19 protein-coding genes and 2 pseudogenes are annotated in these 25,819 nt (G+C 35.5%); 8 read left to right on the top strand and 13 right to left on the bottom strand.

Going from position 1 to position 25,819, the window contains the following annotated elements; translation table 11 throughout:
- Nucleotides 1-25 precede the first annotated feature (25 nt).
- Nucleotides 26-2,587, bottom strand: a complete 2,562-nt coding sequence (clpB, locus tag INQ25_RS01445; protein WP_213862881.1) for an ATP-dependent chaperone ClpB — start codon at nucleotides 2,585-2,587, stop codon at nucleotides 26-28.
- Between the two features lie 206 nt (nucleotides 2,588-2,793).
- Between clpB and INQ25_RS01450 the strand changes: the two genes are divergently transcribed.
- Nucleotides 2,794-3,805, top strand: a protein-coding gene (locus INQ25_RS01450) for an IS630 family transposase (RefSeq protein WP_213862882.1) whose coding sequence is annotated in 2 segments (ribosomal slippage) — nucleotides 2,794-3,255 and nucleotides 3,257-3,805 — 1,011 coding nt in all. Because the reading frame shifts where the segments join, the coding sequence is not laid out codon by codon here.
- 277 nt (nucleotides 3,806-4,082) lie between these two features.
- Here INQ25_RS01450 and INQ25_RS01455 read toward each other — a convergent pair.
- From INQ25_RS01455 to INQ25_RS06400, 8 genes and pseudogenes are all read right to left on the bottom strand, one after another.
- Nucleotides 4,083-4,226, bottom strand: a complete 144-nt coding sequence (locus INQ25_RS01455; RefSeq protein ID WP_173862872.1) for a hypothetical protein — start codon at nucleotides 4,224-4,226, stop codon at nucleotides 4,083-4,085.
- A 437-nt stretch (nucleotides 4,227-4,663) separates the two neighbouring features.
- A pseudogene (locus INQ25_RS06705) lies at nucleotides 4,664-4,909 on the bottom strand (PD-(D/E)XK nuclease family transposase); the annotation flags it as partial.
- A 63-nt stretch (nucleotides 4,910-4,972) separates the two neighbouring features.
- On the bottom strand, nucleotides 4,973-6,802 hold the full coding sequence (gene typA, locus INQ25_RS01465; protein WP_213862884.1) for a translational GTPase TypA: 1,830 nt from the start codon (nucleotides 6,800-6,802) through the stop codon (nucleotides 4,973-4,975).
- Nucleotides 6,803-6,899: 97 nt separating this feature from the next.
- A complete protein-coding gene (pyrE, locus tag INQ25_RS01470; RefSeq protein WP_213862885.1) occupies nucleotides 6,900-7,496 on the bottom strand; it encodes an orotate phosphoribosyltransferase in 597 nt (198 codons plus the stop codon).
- 3 nt (nucleotides 7,497-7,499) lie between these two features.
- Nucleotides 7,500-8,684: a dicarboxylate/amino acid:cation symporter gene (locus INQ25_RS01475; RefSeq protein WP_213862886.1), complete on the bottom strand. Its 1,185-nt coding sequence runs from the start codon at nucleotides 8,682-8,684 to the stop codon at nucleotides 7,500-7,502.
- Nucleotides 8,685-8,882: 198 nt separating this feature from the next.
- A complete protein-coding gene (locus tag INQ25_RS01480; RefSeq protein WP_213862887.1) occupies nucleotides 8,883-10,208 on the bottom strand; it encodes a dihydroorotase in 1,326 nt (441 codons plus the stop codon).
- A 114-nt stretch (nucleotides 10,209-10,322) separates the two neighbouring features.
- Complete coding sequence (locus INQ25_RS01485) at nucleotides 10,323-11,564, bottom strand: hypothetical protein (RefSeq protein WP_213862888.1); 1,242 nt, start codon at nucleotides 11,562-11,564, stop codon at nucleotides 10,323-10,325.
- A 265-nt stretch (nucleotides 11,565-11,829) separates the two neighbouring features.
- Entirely contained in the window at nucleotides 11,830-11,976 is a 147-nt protein-coding gene (locus tag INQ25_RS06400; protein WP_246484054.1) for a hypothetical protein, read from the bottom strand.
- Here INQ25_RS06400 and INQ25_RS01490 point away from each other — a divergent pair.
- From INQ25_RS01490 to secF, 3 genes are all read left to right on the top strand, one after another.
- A complete protein-coding gene (locus INQ25_RS01490; RefSeq protein ID WP_458695334.1) occupies nucleotides 11,933-13,837 on the top strand; it encodes a heme lyase CcmF/NrfE family subunit in 1,905 nt (634 codons plus the stop codon). The two genes, INQ25_RS06400 and INQ25_RS01490, sit on opposite strands and share 44 nt — an antisense overlap.
- 173 nt (nucleotides 13,838-14,010) lie before the next feature.
- Nucleotides 14,011-16,221: a hypothetical protein gene (locus tag INQ25_RS01495; protein ID WP_213862890.1), complete on the top strand. Its 2,211-nt coding sequence runs from the start codon at nucleotides 14,011-14,013 to the stop codon at nucleotides 16,219-16,221.
- 200 nt (nucleotides 16,222-16,421) lie between these two features.
- Nucleotides 16,422-17,297 (top strand): protein translocase subunit SecF, encoded by an 876-nt coding sequence (gene secF, locus INQ25_RS01500; protein ID WP_010082185.1) that lies wholly within the window; start codon nucleotides 16,422-16,424, stop codon nucleotides 17,295-17,297.
- Nucleotides 17,298-17,303: 6 nt separating this feature from the next.
- Here the strand turns inward: secF and INQ25_RS01505 are convergent, their stop codons facing one another.
- Entirely contained in the window at nucleotides 17,304-17,819 is a 516-nt protein-coding gene (locus INQ25_RS01505) for a TIGR02281 family clan AA aspartic protease (RefSeq protein WP_006279648.1), read from the bottom strand.
- A 134-nt stretch (nucleotides 17,820-17,953) separates the two neighbouring features.
- Here INQ25_RS01505 and yidC point away from each other — a divergent pair, with 134 nt between their 5' ends.
- The 3 genes from yidC to nusB are packed head-to-tail and all read left to right on the top strand — an operon-like array spanning nucleotide 17,954 to nucleotide 20,551.
- The gene (gene yidC / locus INQ25_RS01510) at nucleotides 17,954-19,663 is read left to right on the top strand and encodes a membrane protein insertase YidC (RefSeq protein ID WP_213862891.1); all 1,710 of its coding nucleotides are present in this window, start codon (nucleotides 17,954-17,956) and stop codon (nucleotides 19,661-19,663) included.
- Nucleotides 19,641-20,069, top strand: coding sequence for a 6,7-dimethyl-8-ribityllumazine synthase (locus tag INQ25_RS01515; protein ID WP_006279647.1), 429 nt, complete (start codon nucleotides 19,641-19,643; stop codon nucleotides 20,067-20,069). Before yidC ends, INQ25_RS01515 begins: the two co-directional genes overlap by 23 nt.
- Nucleotides 20,069-20,551, top strand: a complete 483-nt coding sequence (nusB, locus tag INQ25_RS01520) for a transcription antitermination factor NusB (protein ID WP_007549265.1) — start codon at nucleotides 20,069-20,071, stop codon at nucleotides 20,549-20,551. Before INQ25_RS01515 ends, nusB begins: the two co-directional genes overlap by 1 nt.
- 72 nt (nucleotides 20,552-20,623) lie before the next feature.
- Here nusB and tnpC read toward each other — a convergent pair.
- From tnpC to INQ25_RS01535, 3 genes and pseudogenes are all read right to left on the bottom strand, one after another.
- Nucleotides 20,624-21,998 (bottom strand): annotated as a pseudogene (tnpC, locus tag INQ25_RS01525) (IS66 family transposase).
- A 256-nt stretch (nucleotides 21,999-22,254) separates the two neighbouring features.
- A complete protein-coding gene (gene groL, locus INQ25_RS01530; protein WP_155968879.1) occupies nucleotides 22,255-23,904 on the bottom strand; it encodes a chaperonin GroEL in 1,650 nt (549 codons plus the stop codon).
- 100 nt (nucleotides 23,905-24,004) lie between these two features.
- Entirely contained in the window at nucleotides 24,005-24,286 is a 282-nt protein-coding gene (locus tag INQ25_RS01535) for a co-chaperone GroES (RefSeq protein ID WP_173862895.1), read from the bottom strand.
- A gap of 186 nt (nucleotides 24,287-24,472) precedes the next feature.
- On the opposite strand from INQ25_RS01535, the gene ygfZ reads away from it, so the two are divergent.
- Nucleotides 24,473-25,279 (top strand): CAF17-like 4Fe-4S cluster assembly/insertion protein YgfZ, encoded by an 807-nt coding sequence (ygfZ, locus tag INQ25_RS01540; protein WP_213862892.1) that lies wholly within the window; start codon nucleotides 24,473-24,475, stop codon nucleotides 25,277-25,279.
- Nucleotides 25,280-25,819 lie beyond the last annotated feature (540 nt).

A 25,819-nucleotide genomic window follows, 5' to 3' on the forward strand; every position in this document is an offset into this window, starting at 1 on the left:
TTTTTAACAAAAATACACAGTGAACTTAAACCTTTTTAACTAAGATTTCATTATCAAGAGCGTACACTATTAGCTCATCATTTTCTACTACTTCCCCTGATAAAACTAATTTAGCTAAATTATTTTGAATACACTCTTGTATAACCCTTTTTAAGGGCCTTGCTCCATATTCAGGGTCATAGCCAGTTTGTGCTATTAGTTCTTTAGCTTCCTGCGACAAACTTATACTCAGTTTACGCTTAGCAAGTGTTTTTTGTAAATAAGAAAATTGAACATCTATAATTTTATAGATGTCATCTCTGGTTAAACTGTGGAATATAATAATTTCATCCAGCCTGTTTAAAAATTCTGGACGAAATGCTGATTTAACTATTTGCATCACTTCATTTCTTACAGAATCAACATTCCCTTTTAGCATTATCTCAGCGCCAAGGTTAGAAGTTAAAATCAGTATGGTGTTGCGAAAATCAATTAATTTGCCATGACTATCAGTGAGTCTACCCTCATCCAAGATTTGCAGCAATAGATTAAATATATCTGGATTTGCTTTCTCGATTTCATCAAACAGAATAACCTGATATGGCCTTCTTCTTACTGCTTCGGTTAATCTGCCACCTTGCTCATAGCCAACATACCCTGGAGGCGCGCCAATTAGCTTTGAAACAGAATGTTTTTCCATGTATTCTGACATATCAAAACGCAAAAGCGCTGATTGATCGTCAAACAGAAATTCAGCTAAGGCTTTCGCAAGTTCGGTTTTACCAACCCCGGTTGGGCCTAAGAATAAGAATGAACCAAAAGGTCGATTAGTATCTTGCACCCCAGAGCGGGAGCGCCTAACTGCATTACTTATCGCTTCTATTGCATCTTTCTGCCCTATTACTCTTCTTCCTATTCCATTCTCCATGTTGAGAAGTTTTTCCTTTTCGCTGTGCATCATGTTATCAACTGGAATTCCTGTCCACTTTGAAACAATGTTTGCAATATCATCTCCAGTCACTTCTTTCTTTAAGAAACTATCAGTAACCTTTTCCTGATTTTTTAATTCATTCTCAAGCTGAGGGATCACACCATACATCAGCTCTCCTGCTTTTCCTAAATTTCCACTCCGCTGAGCCAATTCCAGCTCTTTTCTAGCGTTATCTAATTTTTCGGCTGTTTCTTGTATTCTAGCTATTTTATTCTTTTCCATCTGCCATTTACTGTTTAAGTCAGCAAATTTGCTATTTAGGTTTTCGATCTCTTCATTTATCTTTTTTAAACGCTGTTTAGAATTTTCATCACTTTCTTTTTTTAGAGCCTCTGCTTCAATCTTTAGCTGTATAACCTTTCTCTCAAGTTCATCAATAACTTCAGGCTTGCTATCCATTTCAATTCTCACCCTGCTTGCTGCTTCATCAATCAAATCAATTGCTTTATCAGGTAAAAACCTATCTGTTATATATCTATTGGACAACGTTGCAGCAGCAATTATTGCACCGTCTGTAATTCTTATACCATGATGCACCTCATATCTTTCCTTCAAACCCCTCAGTATTGAAATGGTATCAGTTTCAGTTGGTTGAGAAATAAACACGGGCTGGAAACGCCTTGCAAGCGCAGGATCTTTTTCTATATGCTGACGATATTCATCTAAAGTTGTGGCTCCTATACAGCGAATTTCTCCACGCGCAAGAGCAGGCTTCAGCAGATTCGAGGCATCCATTGCACCACTTGTTGCTCCTGCTCCAACTAAAGTGTGCAATTCATCGATGAATAATATAATTTTTCCCTCCGCTCTCGAAATCTCATTAATCACTGCTTTTAACCTTTCCTCAAACTCTCCTCTAAACTTAGTGCCAGCAATTAGTGCTCCAAGATCCAAAGCTAAGACCTTTGCATCATGCAAACCAAGTGGCACATCGTTTGCAATAATTCTATTTGCAAGCCCCTCAACTATTGCAGTTTTTCCAACACCAGGTTCACCGATCAGCACTGGATTATTTTTTGTCCGCCTCAGTGATACCTGCATAGTTCTTCTGATCTCTTCATCACGACCAATTACAGGATCAAGCTTTCCTTGCATAGCAAGCTCTGTAACATCTTTTGTATATTTCTTTGCCGCGTTTAATTTTTCCTCACTGTTTGGCGAGTCCGCACTGCTGCCCTTTCTCATTTCTGCAACAACTGAGTTCAGTTTTTGTGGAGTCACACCATTCTCTGCCAGAATTTTGCCTACAGTATCATCTTTTTGTGCAGTGAGGCCCTGTAGTAAACGCTCAACAGCAACAAATGAATCTTTATTTCTTCTTGCAATACCAATTGAATCTTCAAAAACTTTTGCTATTTCTCTTGAAAGTTGAAGGCCACCACTTCCTGGACCTTCAATTACTGGCAACTTTTTTATTGCGCTATCCACAGCATCAGAAATACTTTGCACACTTCCACCACAAGCGTTTATCAAATCCTGAACTAAACCTGATTCATCTTCAAGCATCACTTTTAGTAAATGCTCAGGCATAAAAATCTGATGCCCAGCTCCCAACGCTTTCATTTGAGCACTTTGAATTAGACTTTTTGCTTTTTCGGTAAATTTATTTAAGTCCATAACACCAGTTAAATTCGTATTTGCTGATGTATATAACAACTGATTTCATAAATTTAAACCTAAAGTTGTTTATTGTTAGGTATGAAATTTAAAACTTTCTTAAAAAAGGAACTATCATAGTAATACCAATTCCCATTACACGGCAAACAGATGGACAAAGATGGAAGAAAAGCCATAATGAAGTAAGTAAAATAGTTGAGGTATAAATGGCATTAAGATCAAAATTATTGGATGAAAAAGTAGTAGAATCAGCAAAAGAAATGCTGAAGAAAGTAAGGAATAATGCATATGTTTCAAAAAAACTAAATGCTGTAATTGCAGCAAAAAAGTACAGTATAACGGCTGTAGCAAAAATATATTGCATTTCAAGAAGCGCACTAACTTCGTGGGTAAAACTCTTGAAATTTGGCAGAGAAGAAAAACTGTTTGCTTCTCCACAACGCCGTAGAAAAACTAAATTAAATCAGGTTCAACTACAGCAAATTGAAGAGTGGATAGAAGAAAATCCTAATATTACCATTAAAGAAATGAGAATAAGAATCCAGGAAAAGTTCAGATTAAATATCAGCAAATCTACAGTACACCGCTATATGCAAAAGATGAAATTCTCATATATTACACCAAGACCAGTTCATAATGGACAAGATAAAAGCAAACAAGAGGAATTCAAAAAAAAATCTCAATGGAGCTATTAGCAAGTATCCAGAAAAAGAGCTATTTTTCTTTGATGAATCACGGTTTGGCACACATTCAAAGGTTGGACATGGGTGGTTTAAAAAGGGGATTAGAACACAGATTAAAACAAAATTAGGTAGGCAAAATTTCTATCTCTATAGTGCGGTTAATCCTAGAAATGGAGAGAGTTCTAGCTTATTTGCACCAAATGTCAACACTGATTGCATGAACATATTTCTTGAGCAGATGTCGCAATATCTAGAAACACGAGAGGCTTTTCTTGTTATGGATTGTGCTAGTTGGCATAGGTCAAAAAATTTAAAGGTACCTAAAAATATCGATATTATATACCTACCTCCGTACTCACCTGAGCTAAATCCTGTTGAGAGGCTTTGGTTATATATAAAACAGAACATTTTGCGCAATAAAATATACGATACAATTGCTCTGCTTGAGGGTGCTTTGTGCAAATTTATTACTTCTCTTGCCAGCTCCACAATTAAACAACTCTGCAATGTCTCCTATTTGACTGGCCAACAATGAGAGTTGGTATAACCATACAAATATCTTGTATCTCAAGACCTTTGGTTTTTGTTGCTGAAAATGGTTGTATTCTTTAAGTTATTAACAATATACAATACTAAGTTAATGTAATTTATTTGGAGATGACAGGAAAATTTATTGTAACTTTATATTTTAAATAGAATAAAGTTCTTTTGTTAGTATTGTCCTTTTTGTAAAAAATATTCCTAATTTCTTCATCATTTCTGTGGGTAAGGTCATCTGCTTCTCTACCTCAAGTGGTTAACAAAGTTTCTTGTCACGAGGGACCAAATGGAAATCTGCTCGTTTTCACGCGAATTAATGTTACAAATTCTATACATTTCGTTACAAAATGGCATTCGCTTTCTCCATTATCCTTTACCTGCATTTTCATCAGCGTTCCTTGCGGTTTGCTTGCCATATAGGCGGAAATACAGGCTTACCCTGTTCCTTCTGTCATACAACAGTGGGTTAGGTGACTTCTCTATACCGGTGATTTGCGTACATCCAGAAATGAAAAATGTCACATTACCTTTTGGTCGGAGCTTATCAGCATCTTTAGCTCTTTAATCGTTACGATACTTATGAAGCTTCACTTACGTTCACCATACCACTAAGCCTAGCTCTCCAACCACATGATGCTTGTAGTTTATGCTCCTTTCACGATTGAGCATCTTCTTTTTCAAGAGGAGGTTCATTGTCCGCATCGCTTGGCACCAACCGGTTACCCGATTCGCACTGATGCGTAGACTCAGATGGCAAAACATCTGGTTTAATAAGTTTTAGAACTCTTTTAGTTTCTTTCTGAAGGAATTCCTCTCCTTTTAAACAATATGACCGAAGACTTTCAGGTCGCACCATTTCAATAATTAGCTGGGTTCCAGCAGAATCAGTACAGAAAACATCAACAATACTTTGTTTTTTAGAGGCAATCTCAGCATCCATGATAGTGCTGAGAAATTCTATTTCTTCTATTTCATCTTTGCCAGCGAAGCCCAATATATCATTGAGAAAATGAATGAGAATATCTTTATTTTTCTCAGTGCCAAAGATACGCCTGAACGCGAAATTGTTTTTTGGATCGAGAAATTTTGAAAGAGCCATAATAAGTACAGTTAGGAAACGTTAATAATTATACACTATTCTGCACAAATATTCAACTTCTGATTACTCCTTATTTTTTGCCCTTCCTGCACGTTTGCGTTCATTTGGATCGAGGAATTTCTTGCGTAAACGTATAGATTTTGGGGTTACTTCTACCAATTCATCATCGTCTATATACGCTATCATATCCTCCAGTGTCATTATCTTTGGAGGAGTGAGTTTTATGGCTTCATCACTACCTGAAGCTCTTACATTGGTTAATTGTTTACCTTTTAGCACATTTATCTCCAAATCATTGTCACGGCTATGCTGGCCGACAACCATGCCACAATATACCTTATCCTGTGGTTTGATAAACATAATTCCCCTATCTTGCAAATTGAAAATTGCATATGCCACAGCCTCACCCTTATCTGTAGAAATTAAAACTCCATTGCGCCTTCCAGAAATTGGACCTTTATGTGGAGCATAACTATGAAATAAACGGTTAATTATGCCTGTGCCCCGAGAATCAGTTAAAAACTCTCCTTGATAACCAATTAATCCTCTTGATGGCACTAAAAACGTTAATCTTGTCCTGCCATTACCAGAAGGTCTCATGTCAGTCACTTCACCTTTTCGGAAGCTGAGTTTTTCCATGATGATTCCACTATATTCATCATCTACATCAATTACTACTTCCTCTATAGGTTCAAGTTTTTTACCGCCTTCTTCTTTAAATAACACGCGAGGGCGTGATACCGAAAGCTCAAAACCCTCCCTTCTCATATTTTCAATTAACACTCCAAGCTGCAACTCACCGCGTCCACCTACTTCAAACGCTTCACCGCTTGGTGCCAAAGTCACAGTAATTGCAACATTTGTTTCTGCTTCCGCATATAAACGATCCTTTATAGCAGTTGAAGTAAGCTTTGTACCTTCTTGCCCAGCAAAAGGTGAATCATTAACGCTCAGAGTAATCGCCATTGTCGGCGGATCAACTGGAGTTGAGCTTACTGCAGTTGTAACTTCTGGTGCTGCTATAGTATCTGAAACCGAAGCTTCCTCAAGTCCTGCAATTGCAATTATGTCTCCCGCCACAGCTTGTTCTACTGGAATACGTTTCAAGCCAGAAAATGAGAGCAACTTAGTTAATCTTCCTCGTTCAATTACTTTACCATCGAGGTCAAGCACCTTAAGATCTGAATTGACTTTTGCAACGCCCTGATAAACCTTTCCTGTCAATATTCTGCCAAGAAACTTATCAGACTCAAGTAGAGTGACTAACATAGCAAAAGGGGCATTTTGATCATAAACAGAAGGTTTTATATAATCTATAACCGTTGAAAATAATGGGCTTAAATCTTTTCTTTCATCGGAAAGCTCCTTAGCACACCAACCATTTCTACCTGAAGCATACAACACTGGAAAATCTAGCTGCTCGTTAGTTGCATCAAGGTTAAAAAATAACTCATATATTTCATTTAGTACTTCATCAATTCTGCTGTCTGGTCGATCAACCTTATTGATTATCACAATTGGCTTCAAATTTGCTTTTAGTGCTTTTGAGAGCACAAATTTTGTTTGTGGCATTGGACCTTCTGCAGCATCAACCAGCAGCAACACACCATCTGCCATGCACAATACCCTTTCCACTTCCCCACCAAAGTCCGCGTGCCCTGGCGTATCAATAATATTGATCTTTTCATCGCCCCACATTATTGATGTGCACTTTGCAAGTATTGTAATTCCGCGTTCACGTTCTTGGTCGCCACTATCCATAACTCGCTCTTGAACTTCTTGATTCTCGCGGAACGTACCACTTTGTTTTAACATGTTATCAAGCAAAGTAGTTTTACCGTGGTCAACGTGTGCGATTATTGCTATATTACGGATCGATTTAAATTCGTTCATTTTCTATCATTTCAAAATTAATTTAGTAATAAGTATACATAAAATACACTTAGAGTAAATAACTAAAGCTGTGCTGTGCTTCCAAGATATTATAGGATTACTTTGTTAAATATTCTCTACTCCCAGGTTTTGTTATGGGTAGTTGTTTTAATTCACTTGGAAGTTCTTCCTCGCTGTAGTTTTTGATGTTCAGTTCAATCAAAGATATGACAGGAAAAGGCAGTTTTGTTTCACTATTTCTCTTTATCAAAGAAGCTTCAGCAACAACTTTACCTCCTTTCCCTTCTGCACATTCCACTGCTTCAAGCGAAGATTTACCTGTGGTTATCACATCCTCAATAAGTAATATTTTTTCACCTTTTTTAATTTCAAATCCACGGCGTAATTCAAACTTGCCATTAACGCGCTCGCAAAACATTGTCCTTATTCCAAGCTGCCTGCCAATCTCATAACCCACAATTATTCCACCAATTGCAGGAGATAATATTAAATCTATGGAGCTATTTAATTCTTTTTTTATTTTATCTGCTAATAATGCGCAAACTTTCATGGCTCTGCTTGGATTTTCAAAAATCTTCGCACACTGTATGTATGTGCCACTATGCAGTCCGGATGATAAAACAAAATGCCCATGCAAAATTGCTTCTGCTTCTTTAAATTCTTTTATTATTAGGTTATTTTCGTCTAATATCATTTTTTAAGTTTCACTATTACATTCTTTATTAATTATCTGAGTGATACAAATATCAGACCACACATTTATTGCAGTTTCAAACATATCAATGATCGTGTAAATAGGCAAAATCAGTCCCATAATATGCAAAGGAACATTCATCGATACGAGATAACTGGTTGCCATAAAATAGCACCCCATAGGCACTCCAGCGTTGCCAATTGCAGCCCCTGTAGCTAAAAAAATCCATATCAACATTTCGCTCAAGGAAAATGCGTATCCGTTCATTTCTGCAACAAACATTACAGTGATTAGTATAAATGCAGCACATGCATTCATATTAATTGTTGTGCATATTGGTAAAATAAAAGACGATAATTTCTTTGGCACCTTTAGCTTATTTTGCACACAGTCTATGGTTGTAGGCAGCGTTGCACTAGATGATTTAGAAAAAAACGCAAGTGTGAGTGCTGGCATAACCCCTTTCAGCGTTTGAATTGGTGATATGCCTTTATACCACATAAGTAGCGGTAAAATCAGAAATGCCTGCACAAAATTTGCAGACATTATGCAAACAAAATACCATAAAAGATTGTAGAACTCGCTACCACCTTTTAATTCATGCAAAAAACATGTGATAAAGGACCACACAGCAAGCGGAATGAATTTTAGTAACCCCTGAGCAATTTTAAGTAGCGTATCAAAAAGTGCAGAGAATATTTGATGTAATATATCCTGCTTTTCTTTTGAAAGTGAAATAATAGCTCCGCCCATCAAAAAAGCGATTAATATGCTACCAATAATGTTATTCTCAAGAAAGACTTGCACAAAATTAGAAGGAATGAGTGATTTTAAGTATGAAAAATAACTGTGGTTATTGCTGTTAACACTCTCTATTGTGCTACCTATGAAATTTTTTCTTGCTGGGTCTATTAACAGGTAAAACGATAATGCAACAAACGCAGCTATAATAGTTGTAAGCAGCGTATAAAATAGTGTTTTCTTAACTAAGGTTTTAATTTCAATTGAGTCTTTGAGCCCGGAAATTGTGGAAACTATGGATAAAAAAACCAGAGGTAAGCTTATTAATTTGAGCAAGCTGATAAAGATATCACTAAATAGCTTTGCTATTTCAAATATGATTTCATTGTTTAGGTAGTAAGCAACTATTGCAAGCAGTATAGAAAAAAGTATTGCAAACTTGTGCATTGAAAATAAAACTTCAAAGTAACATTATACAATAATTTTGCTGTTTTGGAATCAGATTGATAGACAAAATAACTTTACAGATTAGGGAAAGATAAGAGGATGTGTTTATTCGGAGACAGTGTAAGATTTCTTAATTTAAATTTAGGTGCACTTAGCCCATTCTGGTGATAACAAATTGGAATAGATAAGATATGATAACTAACTCTTCTGCGAGTATATAGTTTTGCCGGACACAACAGTACGTACTACGTGTCCTTTTACTTTGCGACCATCGAAAGGAGAATTCTTTGATTTACTAGCAAAGTTGTCAGTTTTAATTTCCCATTCATGATTGAGGTCAACTAAAATTAAGTCTGCAGCAAGGTTTTTTTGTATACGACCACGTGGTATGTGTATTATATCTGCAGGCTTATATGTCAATTTTGCAAGCACATCAAGTAGACCCATTTGCCCACTGTGATAGAGTTCAAGTGAAAGGGGCAGCATTGTTTCAAGACCAACAATACCAAATGCAGCATTTTCAAGTGGCAGATCTTTAGAACTACGATCATGCGGAGCGTGATCGGTTGCAATGCAGTCAATCACACCTGTCTTTAAACCTTCAATCATAGCTAAACGATCTTCTTCAGTGCGAAGCGGCGGATTCATTTTTGCAATTGCTCCATGTTGTTTTACTATATCTTCAGTCAAAGTGAAGTGATGAGGGGTTACTTCGCACGTAACATTTAATCCCAAGTCTTTTGCACGTTTAATAGCATCAAGTGAATCTTTTGAAGAGACATGTAAAATATGGTAGTGCACATTCTCCATATCTTTCATGAGCAGTATATCGCGACTTACCATAACCGATTCTGATGCACTCAAGATTCCCTTTACTCCCAATTCTTCAGAAATTTTACCTTCGTTGATTGCACCACCTGCTGATAAATTTAAATCTTCTGCATGTTGAGCAATAGGAACACCCAGCATGCTTGAATAAAGCAGCGCCTGTCTCATAATCATTGGGTTCATAACTGGCATGCCATCATCAGTGAACCCAACCGCACCTGCTTCCTTTAAAAGTGCCATTTCAGTCAGGTGTTCTTCCGAAGTGGTGATTTTAGCGTAAAATTCAACATTCACATGCGAAGTTTCAAATGCTCTATATTTCAAATATTTAGCCAAAACAACGCTATCAATTGCTGGAGCAGTGTTCGGCTGACAAACTACAGTTGTAACACCTCCCGCAGCTGCAGATTTGCTACCTGTATATATAGTTTCTTTATGTTCCTGCCCTGGTTCACGAAAATGTACGTGAATGTCAATAAGGCCTGGCATTAGAACAAGCCCTTTACAGTCTATTGTTTCGTCAACTCCACTTGTTGAAAATAATGATTCGCCAAAATCAACAATTTTATCCCCTTCAGTCAATAGCGAACCTTTTATATCAAGTTTAGTTTCCGGGTCGATAATACGAGCATTAGTATACGCAATTTTATAGCCTTCCTTTTGCCCTGTTTGTAACAAATTCCAAGTCTGTGTCATTATATTTGAGTATCGATTATGCAATAAATCTAAAGTTTTTTTAATAAAACACAACCAAATTAAAACACAGACTAAGAGCTGTCTTGAATTAAAATTATCCCAAAAATCCCGCCCTTATAACCTAATTAGCTTAGTTTTAACGTTAATGTGTGAAACTCTTAGCTCTGTTGGAGGATTTTCCAGTTGAATATCTAGCTCATTCTGCATGTTCGATAAACAAATTAAAGCTGAATCAAAATCTTCATCGAACTGTTTTGCTTCATGTATACCATCGATTATTTCCTCTAATTCTTCCACATCATCCATTTCTTGCGGCGCACTTTTTAATATCGCTTTTATTTGGTTTAAGTTTTGACGAATTTTCTCCTGATATCCAACAATTCTCTCTTGATATATATCAATCATTTTTTGACATGCGTTGCCTCTAAATGGATGTTCTTTTTTCTCTTTTATGTAAGAACTTTGAAAGTCTTTACAGTTAAGGATTGCTTCTCTATGTTTTTTTATGTCATTAATTGCGCTGATTATCGACTTATCTATTTTCTTTAAATTTTCTTCCCGTTCTTCTCTTTTAATTATACTTTTGGATTCATTTTTTATCTGGTTCATTTTGTCATACAGGTTTCTACATTCTTTGTAAGATGCCATTGGTTGTAATATTCCTTCTTCTACACCTTTATTGTAAAAATTCTTCAACTCATCACTTGATAGTATTGTTATAGCATCTTCCCTTTTACTCTGTGATTTAGGATACTTTTTATTCAATGAACTAACATGATTTAACAAGAAATCTTTAACTAGCCCTTCTTTTTTTACTTCGGATAATCTTTCTAGTGTTTCTATATATTTCAGAGTTTCCGCAAAGAGCTGTCCACCAGAGGGAGCAAATCCTTGAAGTGATTTACTCTGTGCTTTATAAAAATCGGTTTGTAAAAAATCTTCAGCTTGTTTTTTTATTACTGAAAGTTCATTAAAGGCTTTTTCTGGATTGATTTTTCTCAAAATACTAATAGCTTCTCTAATCGCTTTTTCTCTCTTTTTATCACCTTGTTTTTCATTTAATATTAGACGTTCAGCTTTGGTAAAAGCATCACCGCGATCACTCTTTGCAATGTTACAAACGATGCTTTTTACAACTTCTTCGGTTGCTGCATAATCTATTTCTTTTGCAAAGCAGTCAACAAATGATTGCCAAACTTTTTTATTAGCAAGTTTACTTGTCTTATTTTCAAAATCTTCTATATCTTTGAATCCTAAAATAGTATAGAGATTTTTTTCGATTATTGGTTCGGCATGTTGTTTTGCCACTTTACCTTTTATATTGAATGGAAATTTACTAATCTTAGTTGTACCCACAATGTTACCTCAATATTAACGCTATCTATAAAAGTATAAAGATTTAATATTTAATTTTTAATTAATGCCAGACAGCTAACTATGGGAGCATTATGCTATAGCTGACCCAAGAAAGATTTCCCTACGTCATACCGCGATTCATTCGCGGTATAGATTCCGCTAACGAGTAGCGGAATGACGAATTTGTTGTTTTTCAAATTGTAGGTAAACCTAAGCCACTTTAGCTATAGCATCAATAGCAAGTGTCAATTAACACTTTAACTTCTTACTTGTCATCAGTAATATTGTTTATATAAAAACTATAATTTTTTATGCCTGAACTTGGGAATATATTGCTACTCATAGCCTGCTTATTGTCTTTGACATATTTGTTTTTACCGCTTAGTTCTTGTTGGTTTATTACCACTGCCATATTTTTTTGTGTATCAACATCAATGGCTATTTTGATCTACTGCCACATTACAAATGATTTTTCACTTGAAAACGTATACTACCACTCACACACAACAAAACCTTTGATCTACAAGATTTGTGGTGTTTGGGGAAATAAAGAAGGGTCTATGTTGCTTTGGACATTAGTGCTTACCTTTTACCTATTTCTGATGGATATTTTTACTGATAACGACAGTAAATTGAAGAAAGTATCCTTGATCACCCAAGGCTTGATTTGCTTTTGTTTTTTACTGTTCACTTTACTTGAATCCAGCCCCTTCACTAAAATGCCAAGCGTTGAAAAAGATGGTCTTGGTTTTAATCCGATATTGCAAGATATAGGCCTTGCTATTCATCCACCGATATTATATTTGGGGTACCTTGGGTTTAGCGTTCCTTTTTCGCTCTCTATAGCTGGATTAATTGCAAAAGTTGAAGGAAATGTTTGGGCTAAAATTGTCAGGCCTTGGGTACTTATTTCTTGGTCGCTGCTCACTTTGGGCATCAGCTTGGGTAGCTGGTGGGCATATCGCGAACTTGGGTGGGGTGGATTTTGGTTTTGGGATCCAGTGGAAAACGTTTCTTTGATGCCGTGGCTAATTGCAGTAGCGCTGACACATTTGTTGCTCGTTGTACGAAATTTCAATACTTTAAGGAATTTTGCTATTTTACTTACGCTCACAACTTTTATATTGAGTGTGACTGGAACATTTCTAGTCCGCTCAGGAATACTCACCTCAGTGCACACGTTTGCAGATGATCCAAGGTATGGACTGTATATATTAGCGCTACTTGGTGTAATTACAGTCAGTAGCTTAGTAATATTTGTAGTGTTTACGAGAAAAAATCACACATCTGCAATGTCATTCCAGTGCGTGACACTGGAATCTGAAAAGAAACCTGCTACTCAAGTGACAGAGGGTAGAAGATTCTTTTCACGCCTTACGATGATGCTGATGAACAATTTATTATTCATCACTGCCTTTTTCATTGTGTTCGTTGGCACTTTATACCCTACAGTGCTCGAATATTTAACTGGTGAATTAATTTCAGTTGGAGCACCATATTACAATTCTTTATTTAATCCTATTGCACTGGCTATTCTAGCCCTCACGATAATTGGGCAATACTGCAGTTGGCAGGGAAATAGTCTATTGCCAATATTCCGTGAATATAGATTTTCATTTTGTAGTGCTGCAGCTATTTTGCCGTTTATTTTTCACATGGAGCTAATAATTGTGCTATCAATTACTATCTCCATAGCATTATTAATCTTTGTTTTAGAAGCATACAGTAAAAGAATTTGTTTATTTAAGGTAGCATTTGGTGAATCAATTTTATTAGCAAGAAAAGTTTCTAAATCCTACTATGCAATGATGGCAGCTCATGCTGGAGTGGCAATTCTAGTGCTTGGTATAGCATATTCGGTTGGTTGGCAGGAGAAAAAAGAAAATTACTTAAAAATAGGGGATAGCATAACAGTCAATAAATTTAAAGTTACTTTACGAAATATTGAGCTAATAAAAGAAAAAAATTTCCATGCAGTGAGAGGTACAATGGATATCAGGAATTTGCTGAATAATAAGATATTAGGTGAGATGACCCCTGAATATAGATTTTACCTTGTGGAAGGTCAGAAAAATGTTGAAAGCAGTATCTACCACAATTTATTTTCTGATATTTATGTTGTAATTGGAGAGATTGATAAGAGTAAGAGCAAAATCGCAGCCAAAGTGCACTATAAACCTGGAATGTCTATAATCTGGCTTGGATCCTTTCTTATCGCTTTTGGTTCGCTCTTTGCTGCTTTTCCTTTTAGTGGACGAGCAAGGATTGTCTAGCTGTCGTGGATTTATTAACAACGCTCCTAGGTCCAGAGTGCAACGTATGAGAAATTACCGAGCTATAGATACTGATTTGCAAAGGTTAGAACCAAAGAAAGTTATATTTTTTTATTGACAGACCTATATATTACGATATTCACTAAGGGATTAGTGAGTAATGGTTATACAATATGAATGGTGGGGTATCAGGCAAGGAAAAAGTTATACGCACTCCTTTCGATTTTAAGGAGCCTTACAGCGATTGGCGTCAAATTTTTAAACGTCCTAATCAACAGTATAACCCTTCCAACTATGATTCGTCGAGCGAAATAAATGAACACGATATAGAAACTCAAAAGATTGAAGAAGGTGATGGCCATGATTCAGGTATTAGTTCCGATGATGAGGATGACCGGACAACTTATACAGCAGTACAATTAACTAATGATTCTCTTGATAGCCAAAGATATACAGGAATATGCATTCCAACACCAACTGATGGTTGGGTAGGTGAAAATAATCATCAGACTGGTTTATCAGGTGATTTGCCAGACGTGAGTAATAATCCACAAATTTTTGAAAGTACTGATTCAGTACAGCTAGATAATATTGTTTTTAGCAATCTAATTCAGCTTTCCTTGATTAGTCAAGAGCATAATTCTACCTGCAATGATCATGTAATTTGTGATTCAGGTCACAATTCTGACGATGAGGATCAGATTCCAGAGGACTTTCCTTCAAGGAAACGAGTACGATCGATTGAAATTGATCAGTTTGAACCGTTGTACAAGAAGAGGAAAATAGAAGCACAAAATAATCAAAAATATACAGAAAATGTATGTAATCCAACAAATGGTGGTTTGTTAGGTGAAAGTGATAATCCACAAACTTTTGAAAGCGATCCTTTACAGCATGGTAGTAATGGTTTAGGTTATAACTTCAATGGTTATAGTCAAGCAACTTATAGTAAATTAAGTGCTTCAGATCAAGAAGAGGGTCAAGGCTATTCTTTAGGTGGTTCTTGTGAAAATAAAGAAAATTTGACAAAGGGCGCTGGTGGTAGTAATCAGACTTTTGAAGGTGAACAGAAAAGCTCAGAATTTCCGAAAGTTGACAATTGGTCAGATAGTGATGGGAACTCAGAAGATAGTTCGGACTCAAAAAAGGGTTCGTACTATAGTTCAGGTAATCTTGATTCAATGGAGTTAACAGATGATTTGGATTCAGAAAATGATCGGGACCTAGAAGATGATAATCCTTTTCTAAAAGACTCACTTTTTATGAAACTAAAAATGTCGTTAACTCAAAGTAAACAGGATCTGATTGATAAATGCTGTGGGGAGGTGAGAGGTATAACAGAACAAAATGAACAAAATGATATAAAAAATACTCCAGAAAGTATTAAGTGCATAGTAGCTAAATACTTAGAAAAAGAAGTAATGTTAAATTTAAAATGTAGTTGTTGTAACAAAACTGTAACAAATACAGTATTTGAAGAAATAAAAGATCTTACTAGTGGTAGTCATATAAGTAACAGAAGTAACACTTTTGTATTTGATAACTTTCCCTATCAAAGTAAAGATAAAAACTGTAACAAAGAAAGTAAAGGTCAAAACTGTAACAAAGAAAGTGAAGATCAAAACTGTAACAAAGAAAGTGAAGATCAAAACTGTAACAAAAAAAATGAAGTGTCCGAAGAGGACATTATCAAAAGCATTGTTAGTAATTTATTGTTAGAAGGTGGGAAAGTAAAACGCCATAATTTTTTCGATGGGAATGAGTTTGAGCAGATAGTTACTTGTAATGGATTTGATGATGGTCTTTCTGAGAAATGTAAGGAAATTGAAAGCAAGCTAAAAGGTTTAGCATATGAAAGTATTGTAAACAAAAGCAAGCAGACTCAAAATGTATTAGGAGTAGACAAGGATAATAGATATTTTTGTATAGAGTACTCGCAAGATAGTATTGTTGAAGTTGCAGAAATCCTAAACAATGAAAAAGCCAAAGACTTAAATTTAAGAGTTGGCATACTCAAAATTGGAGAAAGTATAGTAAGAGTTGAAAATGTAGAAGAAATAGGGGGAAAAAGAAATTACATGGATGTCTCAAAAGGTGGTATTGAAATGTCTTTTACTACTGAGGTAGGAGAGATAAGTATTTATCTAAGTCCTAGTGAGAAAGGCAGCAATAAAATAAAAGTGGAGATTGATGGGGAAAACAGAGCAAGGCTTAATGAGTTAAAAAATAGGGGAAAAAGTTTAGGGGAAAACTGTCTTTTAGGAGGAAAAAGTGTTGAGGAAGCTATAGAGCATGAAAGTTTTGAAAGATATGGCAGTGTACCTAACACTGCTATGAAGGAACCTAGCTTAGGTTGCGTTGCTAACATAGCAAGGGGGGGATAAGCTTGCAGAGATAAAATGATGGGCCAAATTGGCAGTATTTCGCTTTTGTAATGTACTTCAAAATGGTAGTATGCAAGCTAGATAGAACTTAATTGACAGACAAGAATTAACTGATGGAAAAATTGACATAATCAAACAATCACAGAATAAACTAGTGAATTTTTTGAAAAGTATATAAAATTCAAGTTTAAGTAAATAGCATGGCACTTAGACTCATTCCAGACAACCTCGATATCAAGTTTAGTAAATATAGGGATTTGACTGCATTAATTAGCATTATTCTTATCATCTTTTCAATATTCACTGTTGTGCTGCGTGGAGTGAACTTAGGCATAGACTTTGCAGGCGGAATTTTGATAGAGATAAAATCTTCAGATGAGAATCACTCTATTCTCGATGCATTAAAAGAAAATGGTTTTACAGTGCAGAGTTCAAAAGCGGGTGATAATTTAGTCATGCGTTTTAAAGATGAAGGAGATGAAGATAAAATCAAAAAGATAAAAAGCATACTAGAAGAAAAGCTGGGGAGCTCAATAAGCTATCGTAAAATAGACTATGTTGGCCCACAAATAAGCTCAACACAAATATTTGAAGGAATGTTATCCATGTTGATCGCGATTGTTGGAATATTTTTTTACGTTTGGTTTAGATTTAATTGGCAATGTGGATTCAGTGGAATAACAGCACTGATTCATGACGTGATTTTAACTGTTGGTTTTATTAGCCTAACTGGCATTGAGTTTAATATTTCATCAGTTGCAGCTCTCCTTACTGTCATTGGTTATTCAATCAATAACTCAGTAATTATATATGATCGGATTCGAGAGTATCGCAGGAGTGGTAAAAGTGGGCGGATGAGTGAGGTAGTAGATGCAAGTATCAACGCTACATTATTTCGCACTATATTAACTTCTGGTACAACCCTTCTTGCTGCTCTTCCTTTGGTATTAATCTGCACAGATGCAGTGAGAGACTTCAGCTTGATCATTTTTTTTGGTATTTTGATTGGCACTTGTTCTGCAATATTTATTTCTGCTCCTATATTGACCTACAGAGCTTTGATAAGTAGATTGTAGAAGTGTTTAGTCGCGGTATAATATCAACTTATTATCTCTTATAGTGAAATGAAAATACCTTAAAAAGCTCATTCCAAGTAGTGAATGAGACATAGAATGAGTGTTAACGCTTGCCTGTACATCATTAATCAAAAAATTTCCTATTTTAACTTGAGGTATTTGAACCACTCCAGCTTTTATTTGACCTTTCGCAGTTTCATATATTTTAAAATCCTGAACATTTTGTAAGTTAATACCAACATGTAATGCGTCTTTTTGTGATAGAACAATATCGGTTGCTCCAGTATCAAGCAAAAACGTTATATTGCGATCATTGACTTGAGCCTGAATATAAAAGTGTCCATCATATGACTTCGTAAATTCAATACTTCCACTATTCTGACCGCTATTTTGAATTCTTCCTTTATATGGTAAAAAAGTACTGAGAAATCTGTCGCTTAGTTTGTCCCTTTGTGAATCAATAAGCATTGCAGTAGTGGCTATTATTAGCAACCAAATAACTAGATTTTTCACCGCGTTCATATTGTTAAAATTTGAAGCTATTAAAATAAATTTTAAAGATCAGCGTTAAAAGTTATTATTAAAAATAAGTAAATTTCATTGTTTTAGTACAATATTTAGTATACACTTTAAGAAGATATGTTTGATTTAATTTCATGTCAGAAGCAAAAAGTTTAATTTTGGCAGCTATCCTTTCCATGTTAATCATGGTGTCTTGGTGTATTATTTATGATAATTTTTTTAGTACAAACCAAAACCAGCCATTGATTGAAAATATTGAACATATCGAATCTTTTAACGACCTTGCTCCTATAATATACCAAAATCGTTCTGAAATTATTAATTCTACTCGAGAACAGAGGGTTAGTTTAACCAATAACATGATTAAAGGATCAATTTCTCTGAAAGGTGCAAGGTTTGATGACTTAATTTTAACTAATTACCACTTAGAACCGAGTTCTTCTTCTCCACAAGTGGTGTTACTGTCACCTGCAGAATCAAAAGATGTATATTTTGCAGAATTTGGGTGGCTCGATCCGAGTAACAAGATTAAAGTTCCAGATTCTAAAGCAGTCTGGCGAGCAGATAAACTTAATCAAAAAGAGGTCAATTTATCTTGGGACAATGAGAATGGCATTTTATTTAGAATGAAAATTAACCTCGACGATAATTACATGTTTAAAGTTGAGCAAGTTGTTGAAAATAATACAAAGGATAATGTAGTTTTGGTTCCTTATGGTAAAATTAACCGTAAACGTGACAATATCAACGAATCTTATTGGATATCCCATGAAGGAGTACTGGGTGCATTTGATAATAAACTAGAGGAGTGGACATATAAGGATATTTCCAAAAAACATTTAATAAAAGCAAGCACGAGTGAAAAAAATTGGTTTGGTTTTGCTGATAAATACTGGCTCACAGCCATCATACCTGAAAAATCTGATAAAATAAATGTAAGCATTAAACACACAAACGTTAATAATACTGATAAATTCCAAGTAGATTTTGTCAAACCTTACAAGAGCATACTTCCTGGTGCAAGCGTTTCTAATGTGAATTATTTTTTTGCTGGAGCAAAAAAGTTGAATTTACTGGATTCTTATAAGGACACTCTCAATATACCCCTGTTTGATAAAGCTGTAGATTTTGGTGTTCTTTACTTTATAACTAAACCAGTGTTTTTACTGCTTGAATATTTTAACTTCGTTTTAAAAAATTTTGGCTTAGCAATATTATTGCTGACTTTAGTAATCAAACTTTTGATGCTTTCCTTATCTAATAGATCATATATTTCGATGTTTAAGGTAAAAAGCCTGCAGCCTGAATTAACTCGTATAAAAGAGTTGTATAAAAATGACAGCTTAAAGCAGCATAAAGAGACAATTGCATTGTTTAAGAGAAACAACGTAAATCCAATGTCGAGCATTTTTCCCATGCTAATACAAATACCGGTATTTTTTGCTCTATATAAAGTATTATTTGTTACTATAGAGATGAGGCATGCTCCTTTTTTTTTATGGATTAAGGATCTTTCAGCTCCTGACCCAACGAACATCTTTACATTATTTGGGTTGTTTAATTATAACTTTCCTATTTCTATAGGCATTTTACCTATAATTTTCGGTGCCACCATGATAATTCAGCAGAAGCTAAGTGAGAAAGATCAAACCAGTAAAGATGATATTCAAGTAAATGTTATGAAGTTTTTACCTTACATTTCTGTCTTTATTTTTTCTTCTTTTCCTGCCGGCCTGGTAATATATTGGATATTTAGTAATATTATAACTCTAATTCAACAGTCATTAATAAAGTTGTTTTTAACAAAAAAAGTGGTAGTAAATGTCGAGAATACTAATAGTTAATTCGATTTATTATACTGAAATAGCGAACCTTTTGCTTGAAGGTGCAATTGATAAATTAAAAGGCAGTAATGCCAGTTACGATGTAGTTGAGGTTCCTGGTACATTTGAGATACCAGCTACAATTCTTTTTGCAGTCAAGAGTGGGCATACTAATTATGATGGTTATTTAGCTCTTGGGTGCGTAATTCGCGGTGAAACCGATCATTATCAATATGTTTGTAAAGGAGTAATTGAAGGCTTAAATGAGGTTGTTATGCATTATGCAATACCCCTTGGTATGGGTGTAATTACCGCTGACAGCAAAGATAAAGCACTAGTTAGAGCTGATAAAAACAAAAAGAACGTTGGTGGCCATGCAGCCTCAACTGTTTTGCGTATGATAGATTTACACAATAAATTAAAATAATGGAGGAAAAACCAGTAGATAAAAAGTGGCGCATAAAAAGAAGCACGGCAAGATTTCTTGCTGTACAAATTGCTTATTCAAATATTTTCGTAGGTTACAACAAAAGCACTTTTAAACTGGAAAATTGTGAGCTTAAGGACTACATAAATAAGTTGAAAGATATATTTGAATGTGAAGAATTTGAACATCAGTTCTTAGAAAACTTGTTATATAAGGTTATAAAAAGCAGTGAAGAATATGATAAAATAATAGAGTCTTATTTACACCCAAGTTGGTCCCTTTCACGGTTAAATCTTATAAGCTTATCTATTTTGCGTGTTGCAATATGTGAGTTAGCTAATTGTGATACGCCAGTTCCAGTTGTCATTAATGAATATACTAACATTGCATCTGATTTACTTGATAAACCAAGCGAAATTGGTTTTATTAATGGGTTATTGGATAAGGCAAAAGATGCAGTTAAATTAAATAAAAATCCTTAGCAATTATAGCCAGCAAGCACAAGGTGTCATCCGAGTAGCTGCTGTATGAACGTATCCGTTCAGCAGAGTGGTTTAAGAAACAATAGATAGGAGATTTTGGAAAGGGTTTAGCCCCTTTTGTTTCCATGTTAAGTATAATGAAATTATCCGTTCGAGGAATGTGTTTCCTTGCTGTGATTGTGTAAAATATGAGTTTTTACGGTAAACGACATAGTGTCGTATCTGTTGTTCAGCGTGATTATTTGTCAATGGAATATTTTCTGAGTCATCTAAAAAATTCCACATCATTCTTTCAGATTTCAAAATATTTTTCGCAACTCGAGAAGCTCCAATTGCTTCAGGTAAACGGCTTCAAGTAACATCGTGTACGCTTTCGCAATTTTCTTGCGCGTCTGGCAAATCTTAAAACATCTATTTCACTTTTTAGTAAAGCTTTTTTCAGTGCAAATAATTCAGTGGCTACGTTTCTTAAGTAACAGCCCAGAACTTTGACTTTAATATTCCAACTATGCGCTAACCTTTCAAAATCTCTTGATAAATGTGCCCAGCAGATTTGCCTGTTTTTATCGGCAAAGTAGTTGTATGCTGCGTACCTGTCGGTTACTACTAAGCTATTGCGATTGCAGAATTTACTACTTTGTAAAACTTTCATTCCTCTTGACTCTGTAAATTTTACAAAACTTGCCGTATTGCTTGCAAACATCCAACACCAAGCGAGTTTACCTTTGTTATAATGGCTCGTTTCATCAATATGTAGAACTTTACTCCTACTTATCTCTTGTTCGATCTGCTCATACATTTTTTTGCATTTTGAAGCAACTCTATGTTCACTATTTGATATGCTACCGACGCTTATGTTCAAATTGAAGATATCATTTACGACACTCGCTATTTCGCGTTTTGAATTTTTGTAAAACCCGCTGAACGCCGCAATTATTGACTTAACCCTTGGTCCAAATGTATCTGACGTAACACCTTCTGGTAACTTACTACTTCTTCTTTTCCCGCATCTCCGGCAACGGCCATGCTCTAATTGATATTCTACTACATAAGGCTTGATTTCCGGAAGATCAACTTTTTGATGAATGTAAGGTTTCCCACATATTGCAATCTCTCCTCCGCATTCGCAAGTAGATGACAACTTTACTTTTATCACCTCATCTGCATCCATTTTGGCGCGAAAACTTCCTTTATGACCAACCTGACCACCGACGTTTCTGTCGCTCTTTGGCTTGCCCTTTTTTATTTTGTACAACTCTCTAGAGCTTGGTAGAGATGAATTTCTTGAGTTTAAACCAAGCCTCTCCTTTAATTCAGCGTTCTCTATCTTTAAAGCCTTGTTCTCTGCTTTTAAACTTTCATTCTCTCTTTCCAGCCTTTCTATTTTTGCTTCTAACTTTTCTATTTTTTGCTGTAAATTTTTGCAAAGTTCTAAAAGGTTTACCACATTACCTCACTTTTGCTCTATGATTATCTTTTTAGATCACCTTGTCTACCTTATTCTGCCACTCCGCTGAACGGATACCTAGGGGTTATAGTTTTCTTATGCTGCCTTTTTGTTATTAGACAACCACAATATAAAGGAGTGAAACGGATGCAAATAGTAGTGCATTTCTGCACCAAACGTATTACCTTTAACGAATAGTAAAATGTGAGATTTTTTGGAACTACCGTGGAGCAATTGCTCCACGGTTTCATTCTACTTAGAATCCACCCATGCCACTCATTTCTCCTGCACCCATAGGAGATGAAGCATTTTCTTTGCTTGGTACATCAACTATCATAGATTCAGTAGTTATCAGCACACTCGCAACAGATACCGCTGTTTCAAAAGCAATACGCACCACTTTTGCTGGATCAATCACACCAGCTGTAAACGCATTAGCATAATTCATAGCCTCAACGTTGTATATAAGCTCTTTATCATTCTGCTTAATCAAATAGTCAATTATAACAGCAGATTCAAGACCAGCATTTTTGACTAACCTTCTAATTGGAGCACTGAGAACTTTCTTGATAATGTTTATGCCTATTTGTTCCTCGTCACTTGCACCTTTTAATTTGTCGAGAACAGATGAAGCATAAAGAAGCGCAACCCCACCACCTGGAACTATACCTTCTTCAATCGCAGCTCTTGTTGCATGCAGCGCATCTTCGACTCTATCTCTACGTTCTTTAACTTCCACTTCAGTTGCTCCACCAACTTTGAGCACAGCAACGCCACCTGATAATTTCGCTAAACGTTCTCTTAGCTTTTCTTTATCATAATCAGAAGTTGAAGTTTCAATTTGAGATTTAATCTGCTCGATTCTAGCTTTCACACTGTCAGAATCGCTATTTTCGCTGACAACTGTGGTATTATCTTTAGTAATTTTAACATTTTTAGCCGTACCAAGATCATCAAGCGTGAGATCTTCCATCTTGATTCCAAGTTCATCTTTTATGACGTACTTAGCACCAGTTAAAGTTGCTATGTCTTCGAGCATCTCCTTTCTTCTGTCACCAAAACCTGGAGCTTTTACTGCAGCAACTTTTAAACCACCACGCAATTTATTGATAACTAAAGTGCTTAATGCTTCACCTTCGATATCCTCTGCAATAATAACCAAAGGTTTACCAGATTTAACAATAGCTTCAAGAATAGGAAGTAAAGGTTGAATAATATTTAATTTTTTCTCTGTAATTAATAGATAAGGATTATCAAGCTCCACGATCATTTTTTCATTATTTGTAATAAAATACGGAGAGAGATAACCGCGATCAAATTGCATGCCAGTAGTCAGCTCAACTTCTAACTCTTTTGAACCTTTACTCTCTTCAACAGTTATTACACCCTCTTTTCCAACTTTTTTCACGGAATCAGCGATACTGTTACCTATGTCCTTATCACCATTTGCAGAGATTATTGCAACTTGTGCCACTTCGTCTATTTTCTCTAGAGAAATTGTACGAGACATTGACGCAATTTCCTTTAATATTACATCTTTTGCCTTCTGTATTCCGTTTTTAATACCAACACGATCGTTTCCAGCAGCAATTGATTTTGAAGCTTCCATTATCATGTTGCTAGTTAGTATTGAGCACGTTGTTGTACCATCACCAACTTTATCGTTACATTGAGAACAACTTTGTGCAAAGATGCTTGCTATTACAGCGTTTAATGGTTTTTCAGGCTTGATACCCTTCATCACCTTATAACCATCTTTTGTAATTTCTGGTGCTCCATAGGGCTTATTAATCCCTACCGTTTTTCCTCTAGGTCCCGCAGTTATTGCCACCGTTGAATCCACTATTGCTGCAACTTCACGAAAGGCTTCTTGCAACTGCTCACCTGATACTACTACATTAGTCATTTTTATCACCTCTTGTTAATAAAAAATTTAGAAAACTATAATAAAACCATTTACAATGCGCTATGTTGCGCTTTGTTTCAGTTTAGTAAAATAAAGACTGCTACTTAATGACAGCAAGTATATCGGATTCCTTCATCACGATAAGCTTCTCATTATTATGTTCTATTTCTGTACCAGCCCATTGGCGATAGAACACTTTATCACCAGCTTTCACAGTTAAAGTTACGCGTTCGCCACTTGAATTGCGTGAACCTTCACCAATTGCTATAACTTCACCTTTAGTAGGTTTCTTTTCAGCACTTGATGGAAGCACAATTCCACCTTGCTTTTCTTCGCTAATAGGCTTGATCAGCACGCTATCATCTAATACATTTAAACTTATACTTGACATTTGTTTTTCCTCATCAACAAATTAACTTATAAGTTTATATATATATACTCGTAAGTTAGATTTCAAGGGCTGGAGCTTGTAAAATATGCACGCCATTATAAAATATGCACGCCAAAAGCAGTTTCTAAAAGAGCCTAATGTTATATAATAAAATTTAGATTTATTTATAGAGATTTCATGAGTTATATACCATTTTTAAGTCGTGGTGTGATAGTGCTATATGGGCCTGACACTAGAGATTTTCTGCAGGGTATTATAACCAATGATATTAATAAGTTGGATAGCCAAAAAGCCATTTACTCTTTATTGCTTAGCCCTCAGGGAAAATATCTATATGATTTTTTTCTTATTGAATATGGTAAATACACCCTCTTGGAGTGCGAAAACATGCACTTGCAGCAAATAATCGAGAAACTGGATTTGCTTAAAACTTATTTGAGGGTAAAGATTAAAGACGTTAGTGCACTATATAAGGTTGGGGTTTTGTTTAATACTAAGTTGGCGGAGTGTAGTAGTAAGTCACAAGTTATTTTTCAAGATCCAAGGCACAAGCTGCTAGGAATGAGGATCATACATAAAGATGAAATAAAAGAGCCGGTTGGGGATTTTACTCAGTATGAAAAAGTCAGAATTCAAAATCTCGTTCCAGATGGAGCGAAAGATATGGTGCAGAATTCATCGTTTCCGCTGCAATTTTTAATCGATAAGGTAAACGGTATAAGCTTTAATAAGGGGTGTTATATAGGTCAGGAAGTTGTAAATCGAATGAGCAGACAAGAAATATTCAGAAGAAAACTTTACCTTGTTGAGGGGGATAACGCACTTCCAGATATTGGCACTAAAGTGACAAATGAAAACAATGAGGAAATAGGGGAACTGCGCTCTAGTGTAGACAACATTGGATTTGCATTGCTTAATACTGGAAAGAGCCATGCAAATTTATATGCAGATGGAGTTAGGTGCGTTAAGACGTTGAAGTCTTAAGGTAGCACATATAGAAACGAAAAACTTGCTTGACACCCTTCGCCAGCGCCCTTATCATAACAGTGAAGCTATTTCATTTAACTTCCCAATCTGTGCAGATTAAACAGCAAGAAAACAACGTAGTTGGCGTCTTATTTTTAATTTTTTGCACTATGTGCACCTTATGTCTTCACAACATTTCTGGGTTTTTACCTATATAAGCTGAAACGCGCTTATAAGTCGTTTAAGACAGTATAGTACGCCAATTTGCAGGATTAGAGAGTGACAACTAGCTAACACGGGGTTTCTTTTGCCTTTTTTTCTGCTTAGTAAATTTCTTAAACATTTGCAGCGTAGGTTAGTTGCATTCAAAAGCAGCTAAATTGCAGTGTTTAAGACTTAAAAACGCCAATACTGAAAATAGACAATGACTAGGGTTTCTTTTGCCTTTTTTTTCATTTGGTAAATTTTTTAATGTTTATGGCTAAACGACAACCGTCATCCCGCTGCTTGTTAGCGGGATCTCTTGTTAGCGCCGCGGCGGTATGACGGTTCGTGGCG

The sequence above is a fragment of the Wolbachia endosymbiont of Rhagoletis cerasi genome (genome assembly GCF_018454475.1).
Lineage (GTDB): Bacteria > Pseudomonadota > Alphaproteobacteria > Rickettsiales > Anaplasmataceae > Wolbachia > Wolbachia pipientis.